General features: G+C 71.2%; 16 protein-coding genes. 11 read left to right on the top strand and 5 right to left on the bottom strand.

Translation table 11 applies throughout. The features are described from left to right. Window positions 1-51: 51 nt before the first annotated feature. Together MUY22_RS49180 and MUY22_RS49175 are read right to left on the bottom strand one after the other, a co-directional pair. Window positions 52-2409: a sensor histidine kinase gene (locus tag MUY22_RS49180; RefSeq protein WP_371827568.1), complete on the bottom strand. Its 2358-nt coding sequence runs from the start codon at window positions 2407-2409 to the stop codon at window positions 52-54. Between the two features lie 239 nt (window positions 2410-2648). After that, complete coding sequence (locus MUY22_RS49175) at window positions 2649-3158, bottom strand: DUF899 family protein (protein ID WP_247055531.1); 510 nt, start codon at window positions 3156-3158, stop codon at window positions 2649-2651. A 286-nt stretch (window positions 3159-3444) separates the two neighbouring features. Here MUY22_RS49175 and MUY22_RS49170 point away from each other — a divergent pair, with 286 nt between their 5' ends. Next, complete coding sequence (locus MUY22_RS49170) at window positions 3445-4065, top strand: L-threonylcarbamoyladenylate synthase (protein WP_247055530.1); 621 nt, start codon at window positions 3445-3447, stop codon at window positions 4063-4065. 15 nt (window positions 4066-4080) lie between these two features. Here the strand turns inward: MUY22_RS49170 and MUY22_RS49165 are convergent, their stop codons facing one another. Further along, complete coding sequence (locus MUY22_RS49165) at window positions 4081-4752, bottom strand: maleylpyruvate isomerase family mycothiol-dependent enzyme (protein ID WP_247055529.1); 672 nt, start codon at window positions 4750-4752, stop codon at window positions 4081-4083. 165 nt (window positions 4753-4917) lie between these two features. Between MUY22_RS49165 and MUY22_RS49160 the strand changes: the two genes are divergently transcribed. Together MUY22_RS49160 and MUY22_RS49155 are read left to right on the top strand one after the other, a co-directional pair. Next, complete coding sequence (locus tag MUY22_RS49160) at window positions 4918-5301, top strand: YciI family protein (protein ID WP_247055528.1); 384 nt, start codon at window positions 4918-4920, stop codon at window positions 5299-5301. Further along, window positions 5298-6536 (top strand): RNA polymerase sigma factor, encoded by a 1239-nt coding sequence (locus MUY22_RS49155; protein ID WP_247055526.1) that lies wholly within the window; start codon window positions 5298-5300, stop codon window positions 6534-6536. The genes MUY22_RS49160 and MUY22_RS49155 overlap by 4 nt, the downstream gene beginning before the upstream one ends. A gap of 13 nt (window positions 6537-6549) precedes the next feature. Here the strand turns inward: MUY22_RS49155 and MUY22_RS49150 are convergent, their stop codons facing one another. Together MUY22_RS49150 and MUY22_RS49145 are read right to left on the bottom strand one after the other, a co-directional pair. After that, window positions 6550-7248 carry a helix-turn-helix domain-containing protein gene (locus tag MUY22_RS49150; protein ID WP_247055524.1) on the bottom strand — a complete coding sequence of 233 codons (699 nt, stop codon included), beginning with the start codon at window positions 7246-7248 and terminating at the stop codon, window positions 6550-6552. A gap of 64 nt (window positions 7249-7312) precedes the next feature. Then, window positions 7313-8113: an AfsR/SARP family transcriptional regulator gene (locus tag MUY22_RS49145; protein ID WP_247055522.1), complete on the bottom strand. Its 801-nt coding sequence runs from the start codon at window positions 8111-8113 to the stop codon at window positions 7313-7315. Window positions 8114-8677: 564 nt separating this feature from the next. Between MUY22_RS49145 and MUY22_RS49140 the strand changes: the two genes are divergently transcribed. The 8 genes from MUY22_RS49140 to MUY22_RS49105 all read left to right on the top strand — a co-directional run bounded on the left by MUY22_RS49140 (window position 8678) and on the right by MUY22_RS49105 (window position 17676). After that, window positions 8678-9505: a helix-turn-helix transcriptional regulator gene (locus MUY22_RS49140; protein ID WP_371827567.1), complete on the top strand. Its 828-nt coding sequence runs from the start codon at window positions 8678-8680 to the stop codon at window positions 9503-9505. A gap of 29 nt (window positions 9506-9534) precedes the next feature. Next, on the top strand, window positions 9535-10530 hold the full coding sequence (locus tag MUY22_RS49135) for a DUF1702 family protein (RefSeq protein ID WP_247055520.1): 996 nt from the start codon (window positions 9535-9537) through the stop codon (window positions 10528-10530). A gap of 82 nt (window positions 10531-10612) precedes the next feature. After that, window positions 10613-11623: a DUF1702 family protein gene (locus tag MUY22_RS49130; RefSeq protein WP_256475265.1), complete on the top strand. Its 1011-nt coding sequence runs from the start codon at window positions 10613-10615 to the stop codon at window positions 11621-11623. After that, window positions 11620-13593, top strand: a complete 1974-nt coding sequence (locus tag MUY22_RS49125) for a CRTAC1 family protein (RefSeq protein ID WP_247055518.1) — start codon at window positions 11620-11622, stop codon at window positions 13591-13593. The genes MUY22_RS49130 and MUY22_RS49125 overlap by 4 nt, the downstream gene beginning before the upstream one ends. A gap of 4 nt (window positions 13594-13597) precedes the next feature. Continuing rightward, on the top strand, window positions 13598-14596 hold the full coding sequence (locus MUY22_RS49120; protein WP_247055516.1) for an enediyne biosynthesis protein: 999 nt from the start codon (window positions 13598-13600) through the stop codon (window positions 14594-14596). Window positions 14597-14649: 53 nt separating this feature from the next. After that, window positions 14650-15207, top strand: a complete 558-nt coding sequence (locus MUY22_RS49115) for a DUF5987 family protein (RefSeq protein ID WP_247055514.1) — start codon at window positions 14650-14652, stop codon at window positions 15205-15207. Beyond that, window positions 15204-16856: a GMC family oxidoreductase N-terminal domain-containing protein gene (locus MUY22_RS49110; protein ID WP_247055512.1), complete on the top strand. Its 1653-nt coding sequence runs from the start codon at window positions 15204-15206 to the stop codon at window positions 16854-16856. The genes MUY22_RS49115 and MUY22_RS49110 overlap by 4 nt, the downstream gene beginning before the upstream one ends. A gap of 25 nt (window positions 16857-16881) precedes the next feature. Further along, window positions 16882-17676, top strand: a complete 795-nt coding sequence (locus tag MUY22_RS49105) for a TIGR03084 family metal-binding protein (protein ID WP_247055510.1) — start codon at window positions 16882-16884, stop codon at window positions 17674-17676. The last annotated feature ends 84 nt before the right edge of the window (window positions 17677-17760 follow it).

The raw sequence follows: 17760 nt of genomic DNA, 5'->3' as shown, positions 1-17760 counted from the left end.
CGGAAAGGTCTGGACCGGGTGGTTCAGACCGCGTGGTCCAGACCGGGTGGTTCAGACCGGGACGACGGCCCGCAGCCGGAACCGGCCGTCCGGCTCGATCCCGGCGGTGAGCTTGCCGCCGAGGTCGGTGACCCGGTGGGAGAGGTTGCCGATCCCGCTGCCCGGGGACGCGTCGGCGGGCACGGCGACCGTGCCCGCGAGCCGCGGTGCGGGCACCCCGGCCGCCGCCTGCTCTTCCGAGCGGGTGGCGGGCACGCGGGCGGCGTCCCGCTGGACACCGTCGTTGACGATGTCGAGGCAGATCCCGTTGCCGGTGCGGCGCATCGCGATCTCGCAGCTCTCCACCTTGCTGTGGCGCAGCACGTTCGTGATGCCTTCGCGCAGGACGACGGCCAGTACCGTGCGCACCGTCGTGGGCAATTCGTCTTCGAGCATCTCCATGCGCACCTTGACGTCCGCGGCCACCAGCACGGACCTCGCGGTGCGGGATTCACTGTCGAGGGACAGTTCGCGGTAGCCGCTGGCCACCGACCGGACGTCGGAGAGCGCCTGGCGGGTCAGGCCGAGGACCTCCGTCAGCTCCTCTTCGGCCCGGCCGCGGTCCAGCGGCAGCACCCGGGCGGTCAGCTCGCTCTTCAGCGCGATCGCGGACAGGCTCATGCCGAGCAGGTCGTGCAGGTCGCGGGCGAAGCGCAGGCGTTCCTCGGCGAGGGCCATCTCGGCCAGGCGCCGCCGGGTGCTGTCCAGCTCGGTGACCAGCCGGACCAGCCACAGCAGCCCGAACACGGCCAGCCCGGTCATCACGGTCGCGGCGGTGTAGAACACGGTGGAGGTGATGTCGGCGCCCGAGATCCGCTGGATCTCCGCGTAGGCGGCGATGTTCAGCGCGAAGAACGCCCAGCCCAGCACCGGGGGCAGGACCAGCAGCGCGCTGCCGATCAGCAGCCCGGGCAGGCTGACCCAGTTCTGCCCCAGCGGCAGCAGCGGGAGGTAGATCAGGCAGGCCTGGACGAACAGCATCCCGTAGCTTTGCGCCGAGCGCAGCTGGGTCGTCGGGCGGTTGAAGTACGAGAACTGCAGGGCGAGCAGCGCCGCGATCGAGCCGACGACCAGGGCCAGGTCCCACGGCTGGTCGGTCAGCTGGAGCTCGTGCACGGTCGCGCCGAAGGCCATCATCGCCATGGTGAGCGGCAGCAGCCTGCGGATCCGCTTCGACTCGATCTGCGTCCGCTGCTCGCCCTCGTGCGGGGCGGGGGTGCCCTGGCGGCCGGGCACGGGCAGCTCGACGCGCAGCCGGAACCGGCCGTCCGCGTCGATCTTCGCGCTCGCGGTGCCGCCGAGCGCGGCGAACTCCCCGGGCAGGCTGGTCAGCCTGCTGTCCGGCGAGAGCGCCGGGGCGTCCGCCGTCATGCCGTCGTTGACGATCTCCAGGGTGACCTTGCCGTCCTGGTGCCGGACGTCGATCTCGCAGTGCTCGACGTCGCTGTAGCGCAGGACGTTCGTGACCCCTTCGCGGAGCACCTTGGCCAGCAGCGTGCGCGTCTGCACCGGCAGGTCACCCTGGTCGAGGTGGATCTGCACGGCGATCTCGGAGCCCGACAGCAGCGATTCGGCCGTCCGGGACTCCTTTTCCAGCGACAGCTCGCGATAGCCGTGGGAGATCGCGCGGACGTCGGACAGGGTGCGCTGGGCGGTGGCGGTGATCTCGGCGAGCTCGGCCTTGGCGCGGTCCACGGACTTCCGCATCAGCCGGTGCGCGAGCTCGCCCTTGAGCGCGATCGCCGACAGGCTCATGCCGAGCAGGTCGTGCAGGTCGCGGGCGAAGGCCAGCCGCTGCTCCGCGACCGCGCGCTGGGCCAGTTCGGTGCGGGCCTCGTGGAGGTTGTGCACCATGCGCGCGAGCCGGGTCAGCAAGTAGAAGACCAGGCTGTAGAACACCGAGCCGGCCGCGTTGTACACGATGCTCAGCGGCGAGGCGTCGAAGAACCAGTAGATCCAGGCGACGCTGAAGAACACCGCGGTCAGCGCCGGCCCGGCGTATCGCGCCGGCAGGGCGAGCAGCACCGCTCCGCCGACGAAGACGGGCATGTCGGCCCACAGCAGCCCGAAGGTCAGGAGGGGGACGTAGGCCAGCACGACCATCACGGCGACCAGGATCAGGCTGGTGGCGGAGTCGTGCCGGACGGCCGGGCGGCTGAACCAGAGCAGCTGGATGGCCAGCAGCCCGCCGATGCCCAGCAGCGCGTAGGCGCCGCGCAGGAAGCCGACCGGCCCCGGCAGCAGCAGCAGGTTGACCAGCCCGATCACGCTGAAACCGGCGACGACGGCGACGACGATGGCCGAGGCCAGGTAGGCGGCCAGCCGGGGCCGCCGGTCCGCCGCGGTCGTACCGCGGGGTTCGGCGGTCACCGAACGTTCGGCGGCAGACTCGAGTGCGGTGACCGGAGACAATCAGGTGCCCCCTCCGGGATCGGCGCGGCGACGTGCCTGCCGGGACGCCCGGTCCGGGCGCGGTGTCGCTCTCTTACGGGTGGCTCTTTTACGGCTGATCTTAACGTACCAGAGCACACCGCAAACGAAGAGAAGCGCGGAACACCGTTCCGACGACGGATTCGGCCGAATGGCCGTCACGGAGCGGAGAAGAGCGGTCAGCGGCCGGCCGGCGCCGGCGGATAGCCGCCCTGCTCCGCGAGCAGACCCAGGAACCCCAGCCGCGGCACGGTGACCGACCCCATGTGCAGCACCTGCCCGCCGGCCAGCCGGAAGAAGCTCAGCCCGGACTCGTCGTCCCACGAGTCGCCGCCCGCGCCGGGCACGTGCCGGGTCGCCGGGAAGTCGTCGGTGAACGCCGTGCCGGCGGCCGAGTACGCGGGCACGCCCCAGCCGAGGTAGCGCCGGTACTGCTCGACCTTCGCGTAGGGCGCGTGGGAGACGAGCGCCAGCTGCAGGCCGGGTCCGTGCAGGGCGGTGGCGATGTCGGCGAGCGGCACGACGTCCGCCGGGCCGCTGTGGTCGGCCATCGGGTGGTGCACGGCCAGGCGGTCGTGCCGGCCGAACAGCCCGGCCAGGGAGACGAGCCCCCGCGGGCCCTCGAACAGGTGGTGCGCCCCGGCCACGACCCGGGGGCGGTCCAGCTCCAGCACGGTCGGCTTCGTCATGACTCGTCCTCCCTGGCTGCGGTCCCTCTTCGGATTGTGACCGCGCTGCACGGGCGGGCCCAGCGTTCGCCACCGGAACCGCAAGCTGGGAGACGAGCTCCGCCTTCGCCCCAGGTTCCGGCAGTCGTTCCAGTGCTTGTCACGCGCTGCCCGCAGCGGCCGACACGCCGCTGCGGGCGGTGAGTTGGCCGTTGCCGTCCTCGCCGGGCCCGGTCGGGTGACGGGGGACTTCGCCGGGGCCCGGCCGTCGTGCCGGGGTTCCGGGTGGCCCCTAGGCTCTGCGGTCATGGCACGCTATTTCGACCTGCACCCGGAGAACCCGCAGCGCCGGGCGCTCGGCCAGGTCGTCGAGATCCTCCGGCACGACGGGCTGATCGCCTACCCGACCGACTCCTGCTTCGCGCTCGGGTGCCGGCCGGGCAACCGCGCCGGGCTCGACCGCATCCGCACCATCCGCAAGCTGGACCACCGGCACCACTTCACCCTGGTGTGCCAGGACTTCGCGCAGCTGGGCCAGTACGTCCACGTGGACAACGCGGTGTTCCGCGCGATCAAGGCGGCCACCCCGGGCAGCTACACGTTCATCCTGCCCGCCACCAAGGAGGTGCCGCGGCGGCTGATGCACGAGAAGAAGAAGACGGTCGGCGTGCGCATCCCGGACCACCGCGTCACCCAGGCGCTGCTGGCCGAGCTCGGCGAGCCGCTGCTCTCGAGCACGCTGCTGCTGCCCGGCTCGGGCGAGCCGATGACGCAGGGCTGGGAGATCAAGGAAGAGCTGGACCACCAGCTGGAAGCGGTGCTCGACTCCGGCGACTGCGGGGTCGAGCCGACCACGGTGGTCGACTTCTCCTCCGGGGAGCCGGAAATCCTGCGCGTCGGCGCGGGCGACCCGGCGCTGTTCGAGTGACGCTCAGGGTGAGGTTCAGCCTTCCAGCAGTTCCAGCCACTCGGCCGTGCGCCCGCCGGTGAAGGTCAGCGCGAGGTCTTCGGCGTAGCGGCGGCCGGTCACCAGGAGGCAGAAGTCCTCGGCCGGCCCGGCGACGCGGTCGGTGGCGTCCTCCGGCCCGAAGTCCCACCGCGCGCCGGACGGGGCCCGCAGCTCGAACCGGAACTGCTCGGCGGGCGGCGTCGCCTGCCGGCGCAGGTAGGCGCGGTCCCTGGTGCGGACGCCGTAGTAGGCGACGTGGCCGATGGAGTCGTCCCGGCGGGGCCGGACGCCGAACGCGTCGGCGATGTCCTGGCCGGCGGCGAACACCTCGGTCAGCACGGCCGCGGCGAGCACGGACGGGCGCAGCGGGCCGTCGCTCCACGGCAGCTGCTGGTCCTTCGGGGCAGCGGCGAGCAGGGCGGTGGCCTTCCGCTGCTCGAGCAGCCACGTCAGGATCGCCTCGTCGAGCGAGTCGTAGGAGATCTGCGGGGTCACGCCGAACACGCCCGGGTTCTCGACGCTGAGCCGGACCAGCCGCGCGGTCGACGTCAGCCGGGCGAAGTACCCGGTGATGTCGGGTCCCGGACCGGGGCCGCGCCCGTGGCGCTCGGCCAGCTCGGCCAGCGCCTCGGTCTCGGCCTGCAGTTCCGTGAACACGTCGGCCATCGGTGCCACCTCCTGGTGCCGGGAAACCGCGACTGCCCCGGTTCAGGCTGGCAGGCGCGACCGCGATGACTCCACTTCCCGCTTGCGGCGTGGCATCACGGGCTCCGCGCGCCTCGGCTAGGGTCGGGCCGCGGACCAGGCGCGGTGGCCGAAGGGAGCCGGGACGTGAAGTACCTGCTGGCGATGTACCTGAACCCCGACGTGATGGCGAAGCTGTCCGAGCGGGACATGGACGCGATCAAGACCGGGCACGGGGAGTTCATCCGCACGATCCGGGAATCCGGCGAGATGATCAGCACGCAGGCGCTCGCCCCGGCCGGCGAGACCACCGTCGTGCGCGGGCGCTCGGGCCCGCCCGCGGTCACCGACGGCCCGTTCCTGGAGACGAAGGAGTTCCTGGCCGGGTACTACCTCGTGGAGTGCGTGAGCAGGGAACGCGCGGTCGAGCTCGCGGCGATGATCCCGGACACCGCCTTCGACGGCCTCGGCGTCGAGGTGCGCGAGGTCGTCTTCTTCGCCGGCGCCGAAGCCGAAGTCCCCATGGCGTGACCGCCGTCGCCGAGGTCCTGCGCCCGCTGGTGCCCTCGGTGCTGGGCGCGCTGGTGCGCCGGTACGGCCGGTTCGACGCGTGCGAGGACGCCGTCCAGGAGGCCCTCCTCGCGGCGAGCGAGCAGTGGCCGGGCGAAGGCGTCCCGGACAACCCGCGCGGCTGGCTGGTCACCGTCGCGTCCCGGCGGCTCACCGACCAGTGGCGCAGCGAGAGCGCGCGACGCCGGCGCGAGGAGTCGGCCGCCGCGCGCGAACCGGCGGCCGCGGTACCCGGGCCCGGCGAGGAGCGGCCCGCGAACGCCGACGACACCCTGACCCTGCTGTTCCTGTGCTGCCACGCCGCGGTGTCGCAGCCTTCGCAGGTCGCGCTCACGCTGCGGGCGGTCGGCGGGCTCACCACGGCGCAGATCGCGAAGGCGTTCCTGGTGCCGGAGGCGACCATGACGCGGCGCATCACCCGCGCGAAGGAGGCCATCGCCGCCGCGGGCTCGACGTTCGGCGCGCCGTCGCCGGACGACTTCCCGGAGCGGCTGCGCGTCGTCCTCCAGGTGCTCTACCTGATCTTCAACGAGGGTTACACGGCGACGTCGGGGGAGGACCTGCTGCGCGTCGAGCTGACCGCGGAGGCGATCCGGCTGACCCGCGCCGTGCACGCCCTGCGCCCGGACGAGGGCGAGGTGACGGGCCTGCTGGCGCTGATGCTGCTGACCCACGCGCGGCGGGCGGTGCGCACCGGCCCGGACGGCGAGCTCGTGCCGCTGCCCGAGCAGGACCGCGGCCGGTGGGACGCGGCGATGATCGCCGAGGGCGCCGGGCTGATCCGGTCCGCGCTCGGCCGCGGACCGGTCGGGCCGTACCAGGTGCAGGCGGCGATCGCGGCGCTGCACGACGAGGCGCCCAGCACCGAGGCGACCGACTGGCCGCAGATCGTCGAGCTCTACGGCGTGCTGGGCGAGCTGGTGCCGGGCCCGGTGGTGACCGTGAACCTCGCCGTCGCCCTCGCCCAGGTGCTGGGGCCCGCCGCCGGCCTGGCCGTGCTCGACGAGCTCGACGGCCCGCCCGGCGTCGGTGCCCGGGCCGACGCCGTGCGGGCCCACCTGCTCGAACGCGCCGGTGACCCGGCCGCCGCGCGCGAGCACTACCTCCGGGCCGCGGACCGGACCGACAGCGGACCGGAACGCCGGTACCTGCGGGCCCGTGCGGACCGGGCCGGCCGGGCGGAACCCCGGCCCTGACCCGGTCGCCGGGTCAGCGGACGACGATGCCGGTCGCCGGCTCCGGTGCCGCGGGGATGTGGAACAGCTGCGCGAACATCTCGAGGTCCGCGACGGCCCCTTCGATGCCGAGCTTGCCGGTGCGGGTCGCGTCGGCGGCGGTCAGCCGGCCGCTCATCAGGTCCAGCAGCGCGGTGCCGGCCGCCGCCTCGATCACCAGCTCGGCCCCGGGGAAGCGGCCCTCGCCGACCTTGACCGCGCCGTTCTCGACCAGCGCGTGCACGATCATCCGGTCGTCGTAGCGGATCTCGAAGTTGATCTGCACGTTCTCCGCGGCGTCGGAGCGGAACGTGGTGTAGAGCGACAGGATCGCCGCGTCCAGGGTGAACACCTCGTCGGCCTTCGGGGCGTTCAGCGAGCGGGCGCCCCAGAGCCCGAGGTCGAGCACGATGTGGTCGAGCTCGCTGCCGTACTGGGTCAGCTCGTAGACCAGACCGGCGTCGAGCTCGGCGCGGACGCGGCGGCGGAGCACGCCGGCGGCCTCCAGGTCGTTGAGCCGGGCCGACAGGATCGACGGCGGGATCTTCGGCAGACCGGCCTGCAGCTCGTCGTAGCGCTTCGCGCCGAGCACCAGGTCACGGATGATCAGCAGCGACCAGCGCTCGCCGATGAGCTCGAGTGCGCGGGCGATGCCGCAGAACTGTCCATAGGTACGCGTGTGCGGAGCAGACATCGGACTTCCTCACTTCGTTCTCGGGCGTGCGACGGAAACGGCCGGAGCCGGGCAAAGCGGTGGGTCAGCGGTGATCCCCTTCGGAGATCAGCTCGCGGTGCAGCACCTGGAGGTCGTCACACGGCTCGACTCCCAGTTCGCCGGCCAGCCGCGACCGCAGCCGGCGGTAGACGGCCATCGCGTCGGACCGGCGCCCGCTGCGGCCGAGCACGCGCATCAGCTGCCCGTGCAGTGCTTCGTCCAGCGGGCTGCCGGTGGCCAGCGACCGCAGCTCGCCGATCAGCTCGCGGTGCTTGCCGCTGATGATCTCCGCTTCGATCCGCAGGTGCAGCACACTGCGCCGCTGCTCCAGCAGTTCCGTGCGGTAGGCCGACAACACCGGTCCACAGTGGACGTTCGCCAGCGGCGGCCCGGACCAGAGGTCGAGCGCCGCCCGGTAGGCGTCGGCCGCCGCGGCGTGGCGTCCGGCGTCCTGGTGTTCGTGGCCGAGCTGCTGCAGCCGGATGAACCGGTGGGTGTCCACTCGCGTCGGGTCGATGTAGAAGGTGTAGCCGGACTGCTTGGTGGCCAGCATCTTCTCGCCGTCGGCGGCCAGCCCGTTCTGGTCGATGCACCGGCGGAGGTGGTAGACGTAGGTGTGCAGCGTCGTGCGCACCGTCCGCGGCGGGTTGTCCGACCAGAGCTCCCGGATGAGCGTGTCGATGTGTACCATCTTGCCCGGGCGCAGCACGAGCACGGCGAGCAGCTGCAGCACCTTGGGCGTGGTCGGCGCGTAGTCGACCCCGCCACGCAGCACTTCCAGCGGCCCCAGGACGGTGAACGTCACCCCGGTGTCGTCCGGCGGTGGCGGCGATTCGGAGTACATGACTGGCCTCCAGCGTATTCAGTGCGCCCCCGCACTCCCCAGTGGTGCCGCTCGTGTCGCGGGACGGCCGACACCGAGCTTCTCCCTGAATGTGACAGAGAGCCGGACCGGCGGCCAGTGAGGCACCCACCAGAGTCGAGGTGCGTTTGTCGGGTGCTCACGTGCGTCACGCAGGTTCGCGGTGTGCGTTTTGCACGGTCCGCCATTCGGCCTACCCTGGTCGTCCGTCTTCGCGGGTGTTCGCTGGAACGGACCAGGCACGGGCGCGCCGGGACCGCCCACTCCACACGTGCGGGCGTCCCGCACCCGCGCGCCGTGCGTTCCACACGGTCCGGTCGATGTGGATTCCCCGTGGCCGCTCGGACGCCGTCCGGCCGAGTGCGTTTCGCCTGGTAGGCCTCGACCGCTCGTCAATCGAACTGCAAGCAGCGGCGTCTTCCCTGGGCACCAGGAGAACTGCCATCAGGGGAATTCGAGGTTGGACGCATGATGTTGCGGTCTATAGCTGCTGTCGGATACGAGAGCGAATTCGACGATGAGCCCCGGGCACCGGCCATCGAGCGCGTGGAGAAGTCGGTCCGGCCCGCGGTGCTGCAGGCGATTTCCATGATCCAGGAGCGCTACTACGAGCCCATCACGCTCGGGGACCTGGCCTCCGAGGTGTTCGTCAGCCGGTTCCACTTCTCCCGGATGTTCGCCCACGCCACCGGCGTGACGCCGGGCCGGTTCCTGACCGCCGTGCGCCTGTTCGAGGCGAAGCGGCTGCTGCTGACGACGTCGCTGAACGTCTCCGACATCGTGTGCAGTGTCGGCTACAGCAGTGTCGGCACGTTCACCAGCCGGTTCTCGCGGGCGGTCGGGCTGACGCCGACGCAGTACCGCGAACCGCAGGTGGCCGAGCTGCTCGTGGCGATTTCGCCGACGCTGCAACGGCTTCCGCCGCTGCGCACGTTGCGCGCGGCCGGTCGCAGCTGCGCTTCGCTGCAGTCGGGCACGGGTGTGCTGTCGATGCGGCTGGACATGCCGGGTGACGCCGCGCCCGCGGACACCCTCGTCGGGCTCTTCGCCGACCCGGTGCCCCAGTGCGGTCCGGTCGCCTTCGGCGGCTCGGCCGGCATGAGCTCGGGAGAGCTGTCGATCCACGGCGTGCCCGCGGGGCGGTGGACGGCGATCGCCGTCGCGCAGCACCAGCCGGGCCTGGGCGGGCCGCGCTTCTCGATCGGCTACTCGAGCGTGACCGTGACGGCGGAGGGCCTGTCCACCGGCCGGGTGGGCCTGCGCGCGCCGGCCGCGACCGACGCGCCGATCGCGATCACCCTGGCCTCGAAGCAGTCGCCGTTCACCCAGCGCATGCGGGCCGCTCAGCACCCGCACCTGCGCGCCGTCGCCTGATCCGCCGAAGAGAAGAGGACGACCACGTCATGTCCACGGTAATCGGAGTCCTTCGGAAGCGGTTCCTGGCTCCATCACTGGCTTCGGTCGGGTTCGCCGAGCGCGGCTTCCCGGTCACCCACACCGACGCGACGGCCCGGCTGGAGGCGGTGCCGCAGGCGGTCGTGTGCGGGTTCGAATGGGCCATCGAAGGTGCGCCGCTGTGGGAGATCGAGCGCCGGCTGGCGCTGGTCGAGCCCGAGCAGCGCGGCTTCGCCTACGAAGGCGCGACGATGGGCTACACGATCCTCGACGCGATGCCGGGCGGCGGCCGCGACCGCACCCGCGCGCTGCTGGAAGGGCCGGGGCGCCCGCACATCTTCCTGACCTACATCGGGATCGGCTTCGCGATGGCGCGGCTGCCGCGGCCACTGTGGAAGAACATCCTGCCCGAGCTGACCGGGGTGACCTACCACCCGGTGATGAGCTGGCTCGCCGTCGACGGCTACGGCTTCGACCGCGCCTACTTCGACACGGACAAGTGGGTGGGCGAGCAGGCGGACCCGGTGCCCTACCCGTGGGCGGGCCGCCCGGAGTACTTCGGCCGGGCGTTCGACCAGGGGGTCGGCCGCGCGCTGTGGTTCATCAACGGCGGGAACTCCGACGCCGTGGCCGAAGCGGTCGGGCGGTTCCCCGAGGCCCGCCGGGCGGACCTGTGGAGCGGGGTCGGGCTGGCCGCGACGTTCGCCGGCGGCAGTGACCAGTCCGGCCTGGCCCGGCTGCGCCACGCCGCGGGGGAGCACTACGACCAGCTCGCGCTCGGCGTCGTGTTCGCGGTGAAGGCCCGCACGTACGCCGGGTACGTGCCCGCGCACACCCACCTCGCCGCCGGCGTGCTCACCGACCTCGCGGTCGGGCAGCTGCAGGCCATCTCCGACCGGACGGAGGCGGTCGGCGACGACGGCGGCCCGCTCCCGCGGTACGAGCTGTGGCGGGCCGCGATCCGGGCGGAATTCCGGCCGCACGCACAACGCGCGGCGAGCTGAATCCGGGCCGGGCAATCCGGCGGCAACGGTGGAGTAGACCGTCCGGAGTGGAATCTGTGACAGTTGAATCGAGTATCGGAAGATGTTCGTAGCCCGAAAGGGGAATGCGTTGGGCGACGGTTGGCGCGCATTGAGGCGCCGGATCCTGACACCGGACGACTCGGAGACGTCGCTGGACAAGCGTGGTTTCCACAAGAAGAGCCCGCAGGCTCAGGAGCTGCTGGAAACGGTGGGGAAGAAATTCCTGCTCGGTTACGCGCACGCCGTCGAGTCCCGCAATCCCGCGCAGTGCGAGGAATGGCTGGAACGCATTCCGGTGCAGTTCCGCGGATTCGCCTACGAGGGCGCGGGAATGGGTTACGCGATGCTCGACGGGCTGCCTTTCGGCAGCCGGCGGCACGTCGACGACTTCATCGCCGGTCCGGGTGGCGCGCGGCAGCACTACATCATCCTGGTCGGCGCCGGCTGGGCGATGGCGCGGCTGCCGCGCTTCGCCTGGCCGAAGGCCGACCGGTTCGACCCGCTGCTGCGGTGGCTGGTGCTCGACGGCTACGGCTTCCACCAGGCGTACTTCAAGACCGAGAAGTACGTCCGGCAGCAGTACCAGGAGCCGGGCTTTCCCTGGCCGGCCAAGGAGTACAGCGGTTACGCGCTGCGGGCCATCGACCAGGGCATCGGCCGGGCCCTGTGGTTCATCTGCGGCACGGACGTCGACCTGGTGACGAAGACCATCGCCGGGTTCGACCCGGCTCGCCACGGTGACCTCTACGCCGGGGTCGGCCTCGCGTCGACCTACGCCTGCGGCGTCAAGGAAGACGAGCTGACCGAGCTGGCCCGCCGCGCGGGTAAGCACCGCGGGCAGCTCGCCCAGGGGAGTGCGTTCGCGGCCGACGCGCGGGTGACCGCGGGCCTGCTGCTGCCGGAGACCGAGGTCGCCACCCGGGCGATCTGCGGCCTGCCCGCCGAGCGCGCCGCGGCGATCACCCGGGAGGTGTGGCCGGCGACTGTCGTCGACGGCGAGCTCCCGGCGTTCGAGACCTGGCGGCAGCGGATCGCCGATGAAGTGCTGACTCACGGAGGAGTGAACAAATGACCGCGACCTCGCGCTGGCTGCGCCGGCAGCTGGCGGGCATCGTGGCGATCGCGCTGGTGCTGACGATGTTCTTCGTCGCGCGCCTGCCGAGCGTCTCGGCCGCCGAGCAGGACCAGCTGGCAGCCCAATTCCACTTCACGCCCATGACGATCGCGCTGCCCGCCGCGGCGAAGTCGCAGAACGTCCGGACGCTGAACAAGCAGTACGAGCACATTTCGGCCTGGATGTCCTCGACCGGCGCCGGCATCGCGATGAACGACCTCGACGGTGACGGCCTGGCCAACGACATCTGCCTGGTCGACCCGCGCAGTGACCAGGTCGTGGTCACGCCGGTGCCGGGCCAGGGCCAGGACCGCTACGCGCCGTTCGCGCTCGACCCGGCGCCGTTGCCGACGTGGGACTACATGGCCCCGATGGGCTGCGTTCCCGGCGACTTCAACGAAGACGGCCGGATGGACGTCATGGCCTACTACTGGGGGCGCACGCCGGTCGTGTTCCTGCAGAAGGCCGGCGCCACCAAGCTGTCCCCCGCGGCGTTCCAGCCGACCGAGCTGGTGCCGGGCAACCTGCGCGGCCCCGACGGGAAGTACAACGGCCCGCTGTGGAACACCAACGCGGCCACCATCGGCGACTTCGACGGTGACGGCCACGTGGACGTCTTCATCGGCAACTACTTCCCGGACAGCAAGGTCCTGGACCCGAACGCCGACGGCGGCATCACGATGAACCAGTCGATGTCGCACGCGAACAACGGCGGCGGCAAGTTCATCTACCGCTGGACCGGGGCCACCGCGGGGACGAACCCGTCGGTGTCCTTCGTGGACTCTTCGACGGCCATCCCGGCGAACGCCCGCTCCGGCTGGTCGCTGGGCGCGAGCGCCACCGACATCGACGCCGACGGCCTGCCGGAGCTCTACATCGCCAACGACTTCGGGCACGACCACCTGCTCTACAACAAGTCCAAGCCGGGCAGCATCGAGTTCGGCGAGGTCACCGGGGTCCGCGGGTTCACCGACCCGAAGTCGAAGGTGCTCGGGAACGACTCGTTCAAGGGCATGGGTGTCGACTTCGGCGACTTCAACCACGACGGGCTGTACGACATCTTCGTCAGCAACATCACCACCTCGTGGGGTGTCGAAGAGTCGAACTACCAGTTCGTGAACACCGCCAAGGACCTCACGGACCTGCGCAGCCAGCTGCAGCAGGGCGTGGCCCCGTTCCACGACGAGAGCGGCGAGACGCGCACGGCGTGGTCCGGCTGGGGCTGGGACCCGAAGATCGAGGACTTCAACAACAGCGGTGACGTCCAGATCGCCCAGGCCACCGGCTTCATCAAGGGCCAGGTCAACCGCTGGCCGCAGCTGCAGGAGCTGGCCGTGGCCAACGACGGCGTGACGTCGAACCCGTTCTGGTGGCCGAACGCCCGTCCCGGCGACGACCTCGCCGGCGACCAGACGCTGCACTTCTTCGTCAAGCGCGCGGACGGCACCTACGTCGACCTCGCGCCGAACCTGGGCCTGGCGGTCCCGGTGCCCACCCGCGGCATCGGCGTCGGCGACGCGGACGGTGACGGCCTGCCGGACTTCGCCGTCGCGCGGCAGTGGGAGCAGCCGATCTACTACCACAACGACAGCCCGAAGACCGGCAAGTTCCTGCAGCTGAAGCTGACCACCGACGCCCCCGTGGCGCCCGGGCCCCTGCCGTCGGCCGGTTCGCCGGCGATCGGCGCCGAGGCCACCGTGACCACGGCGGACGGCAAGAAGTACGTCGGCCGCGTCGACGGCAGCAGCGGGCACTCCGGCCGCCGCAGCTTCGACGTCCAGATCGGCCTCGGCGCCGACGTCACCGGTCCGCTGGCGGTGCACCTGCAGTGGCGGGACCGCACCGGGCAGCTGCGCACGCAGGACCTGAAGCTCGCACCGGGCTGCCACATGTACCAGCTCGGTACCCAGGCGAAGGAAGAGATGTGACGTCATGGTGACGCCCATAACGACCAAAGTGGACACTGCACCGCCGAAGCGGACCAACAAGGTCATCACGGCCCTGCGCCGCTTCGCCATCTCGATCTCGATCTTCAACATCCTCGGCTACACCGTGCTCGGGTTCGAGCAGCCGTGGCTCTACCCGCTCGTCGCGCTGGCGGTCTCCTACACCACGGAAATCGTGCTGGAGACCATCAACGCCCGCGTGACGAACCGGCCCGTCCGCTACCGCGGCGGCGGGTTCAAGGGCCTGGTGGAGTTCCTGTTCCCGGCGCACATCACCGCGCTGGCCCTGAACATGCTGACCTACGTCAACGACCACATCTGGGCGATGATCTTCGGTGTCATCGTCGCGGTCGGCACCAAGTGGGTCCTGCAGGCGCCGGTGTTCGGCCGGATGCGGCACTACATGAACCCGTCGAACTTCGGCATCACCGTGATGCTGCTGGTGTTCCCGTGGGTCAACATGACGCCGCCGTACCACTTCTCGGAGAAGGTCGACACCTGGATCGGCTGGCTGATCGTGGCGATCATCCTGATCTCGGGCACGGTGCTCAACTCGCTGCTGACCGGCCGGATGTGGCTGATCGGGGGCTGGCTGTCGTTCTTCGTCATCCAGGCCGTCCTGCGTGGGGTGCTCTTCGGCACGGCCATCCCGGGCGCGCTGGCGATGGGCACCGGGATCGCGTTCGTGCTCTACACGAACTACATGGTGACCGACCCGGGCACCACGCCGTCGAAGCCGGCTTCGCAGTTCGCCTTCGGCGCCGGTGTCGCGATGATGTACGGCTTCTTCACCGCCGCGCACATCGCCTACGGGTTGTTCTTCGCCACCGCGTCGGTGTGCCTGATCCGCGGGCTCTTCCTGTGGGGCCTGCACTTCTCGAACAAGTCGCGGATCAAGTTCGAGGCCGAGCAGGCCGAGCAGAAAGCGAAGCTCACCGCGGCACCGCCCGTCCCGGCCGGTGACGAGAAGCCGCTCGCGGCGTGATCCCGGAAACGCGGAACGCAACTCTCCGCTTCGGACAGTGAGGAGGCAGGCCGGTGGCCAGCGAAGAAGAAGTCCAGGTGCTGACCCTGGAGGCGTACGCCGACACGATCGTGCCGGGGGAGAAACGCTCCCCGGACGACCACGCGGTGGCCGGGGTTTCCCCGGGGGCCGGCGCGGTCGAGGCGGGCGCGCTGGAGCTGCTGAACTACGACGCCACCGGCATCACCGCCGGCCTGCCGTACCTCGCGCAGTCGCTCAACGACCACGCGAAGACCTACGCGGGTGAGGTCGAGCTGGAGCTCGACTCCGACCTGCCGCCGTTCGTCGCGCTGCCGTACGAGCACCGGCGTGCCCTGGTGACCCGGCTGACGAAGCCGGGTCACCCGGAGAAGGAGGGCTGGGTCAGCCTGGCCCTGTTCTGCAACATGGCCTACGACACCGCCCCGCACCGGCACACCGCCGAAGCGCTGGCGGCCGGGCACCCCGGCCTGCTCGCGCTGGGCTACCGGCTGCCGGACGCCGACGGCCTGTGGCGGTTCCCGAAGTTCTCCTACGGCCGCAAGCTGGCCGAGCCGCATCCCGACACCACACCTTCGGGGAGTCCCGCATGAGCGCGATCGAGAAGACCGACGTCGTCATCGTCGGCAGCGGCTTCGGCGGGTCGATCCCGGCCTACCACCTCGCCGCGGGCGGAGCCAAGGTCGTGGTGCTCGAGCGCGGGCCGTGGCTGGCCGCGGACGAGTTCGAGCACGACTACATGCTCGGGTCGAGCTACACCCGGGTGTTCGACTTCGTCGCCGGCGACGGGATGAGCGTGCTCGGCGGCAACTGCGTCGGCGGCGGGAGCGTGGTGTACTTCGCCGCGATGCCGCGGGCGCCGAAGTTCGTCTTCGACCGCCAGGGCAGCATCGGCCGCCGCATGTGGCCGGCGGAGATCAGCCGCGACTCGCTCGAGCCGTGGTACGACCGGGTCGACGAGTCGATCCCGGTGTCGCGCCAGGACTGGAACGACGTCAGCTACGCCGGTGGGCTGTGGGCCGCGGCCTGCAACCACTCGGGCCGCACGGCGAACCCGGCCCCGGTGGCGGTGGACAACGCCCGCTGCACCAACTGCAACTTCCAGATGGCCGGCTGCCGGTTCGACGCGAAGCGCTCGATGCTGACGAACTACCTGCCCGCCGCGCTGGCGCACGGCGCGCAGATCCGGCCGCTGCACGAGGTGGAGCGGCTGGAGCGGACCGAAGACGGCGGCTACCGCGTCCACTACGACCTGATCGACGAAGAGGACTACCGCATCCACAACGGTTCCGGCGTGATCGAGGCGAAGGTCGTCATCATCGCCGCCGGCGCCGGGGCGACGCCGGTGATCCTGCAGCGGTCAGAGGCGTCGCTGGGCCGGATGCCGCACGGGGTCGGCCGGTACTTCTCCGGCAACGGGGAGCGGCTCAACACGGCCATCATCGACGAGGACCGCGTGCGCGAGGTGCTCGGACTGTCCCGTGAGGACGGTGCCGTCTACGCCGCGAACCACATCGGCAAGGGCCCGACCGTGGCGAACTGGGACAAGCTCGACGGCTCGCTGCCCGAGTACGAGCGGTACTCGCTGGAGCAGCTGTACTTCCCGCCCGGGCTCGGCACGATCCTCGCGCAGGCGCCCGGTGGCGAGGAGCCGCGCTGGTTCGGCGCGGAGAAGAAGGAAATCCTCAAGCAGTGGTCGAACTGGCTGACGATCTTCCTGATGACCGAGGACGACAACGAAGGCGTCTTCGGCACCCCGCCGCCGACCGGGAACGCGTACCGGATCTCGCAGCAGATGCTCGGCCGCGGGCCGTTGCGCTACGACCCGACGCCGAACACCCTGCGCGGCTGGGCCCTGGCCGACGCCGACTGCAAGGCCATCATCGAGAAGGACGGCCTGGCGAAGGTCGCGCCGTGGACCAACGACGTCGTGGGCGCCTACACCGTGCACCCGCTGTCGTCGTGCCGCATCGGTGACGACGCGGCGACGTCCGCGCTGCACCCGAACCACGAGCTGCGCGATCACGCGGGCATCTTCGTCACCGACAGCGCTTCGGTTCCCGGCGCGCTGACGGTGAACCCCGCCATGACGATCGCCGCGCTCGCCGAGCGGTCCGTGCCCGGCATCGTCCGCGCCCTGAACGAGCGCGGTGTCGCCGTCACCTACGGCGCGCCCGCTCCCGACGGCTCCATCACCGGCCGGCGCGCGGTGTCCAAACTGGACCTCGTGGCCGGCAGCTGAACCCCGAACGAGAGGACGGAACAACGTGACTGACACGACGGCTGTGCTCGCCGACCTGACCGCCGAGGCCGCCGAGGTCGACGCGCTCGTGGCCGGCCTCACCGAGACCGGGTGGGAGACCCCGTCGCCCGCGCCGGGCTGGCGGGTCCGGGAGCAGATCGCCCACCTCACCTTCATCCTGCGCATCGCCGGCTTCGCCTCGGCGCAGCCGGAAGCGTTCGTCGCGATGACGAAGTCGCTCACCGGCGGCCTCGACGCGGCGGTCGAGGCCGCGCTGAAGGAGTTCGAAACCGACCCGGGCGAAGTGCTGCTGGCCAAGTGGCGCGGCGAGCGGGACACCGCGATCAAGGCACTCGCCGCGGTGCCGGGCGACCAGCTCGTGCCGTGGCTGGTGAACCCGCTGCCGCCGTACGTCCTCGCGTGCGCCGGGATGATGGAGCTGTTCGGGCACGGGCAGGACATCGCCGACGCGCTCGGCGTGACGCCGGTGCGCACCGACCGGCTGCGGCACCTGGTCGGGTTCGCCGTCCGCGTCTGGGACTTCGGTTACCAGGCCCGGAACCTGACACCGCCGGAGACCGAGTTCCGGTTCGAGATCACCGGGCCCTCGGGCGCGCTGTGGACGTTCGGGCCGGAAGACTCGCCGGAGCGGATCACCGGTTCGGCCGAGGACTTCTGCTTGCTGGTCACCCGCCGGCGGCACCGCGACGACCTCGACGTGCGCGCCGAGGGAGCGCTGGCCGACGGCTGGCTCGACATCGCGCAGGCGTACCGCGGGCCGGCCGGCGAAGGCCGGACGCCAGGCCAGTTCGGCCGCTGAGCGGTACCGGATCGGGCGAATTCGAGGATGCGTGTCGCCGGGTGCTGTCCCGGTGACCGCGGGCATGCAGAAAGAAGACACGAC

Source organism: Amycolatopsis sp. WQ 127309 (genome assembly GCF_023023025.1).
Classification (GTDB): Bacteria; Actinomycetota; Actinomycetes; order Mycobacteriales; family Pseudonocardiaceae; genus Amycolatopsis.
This window is presented reverse-complemented; position numbering and strand designations above follow the sequence as displayed.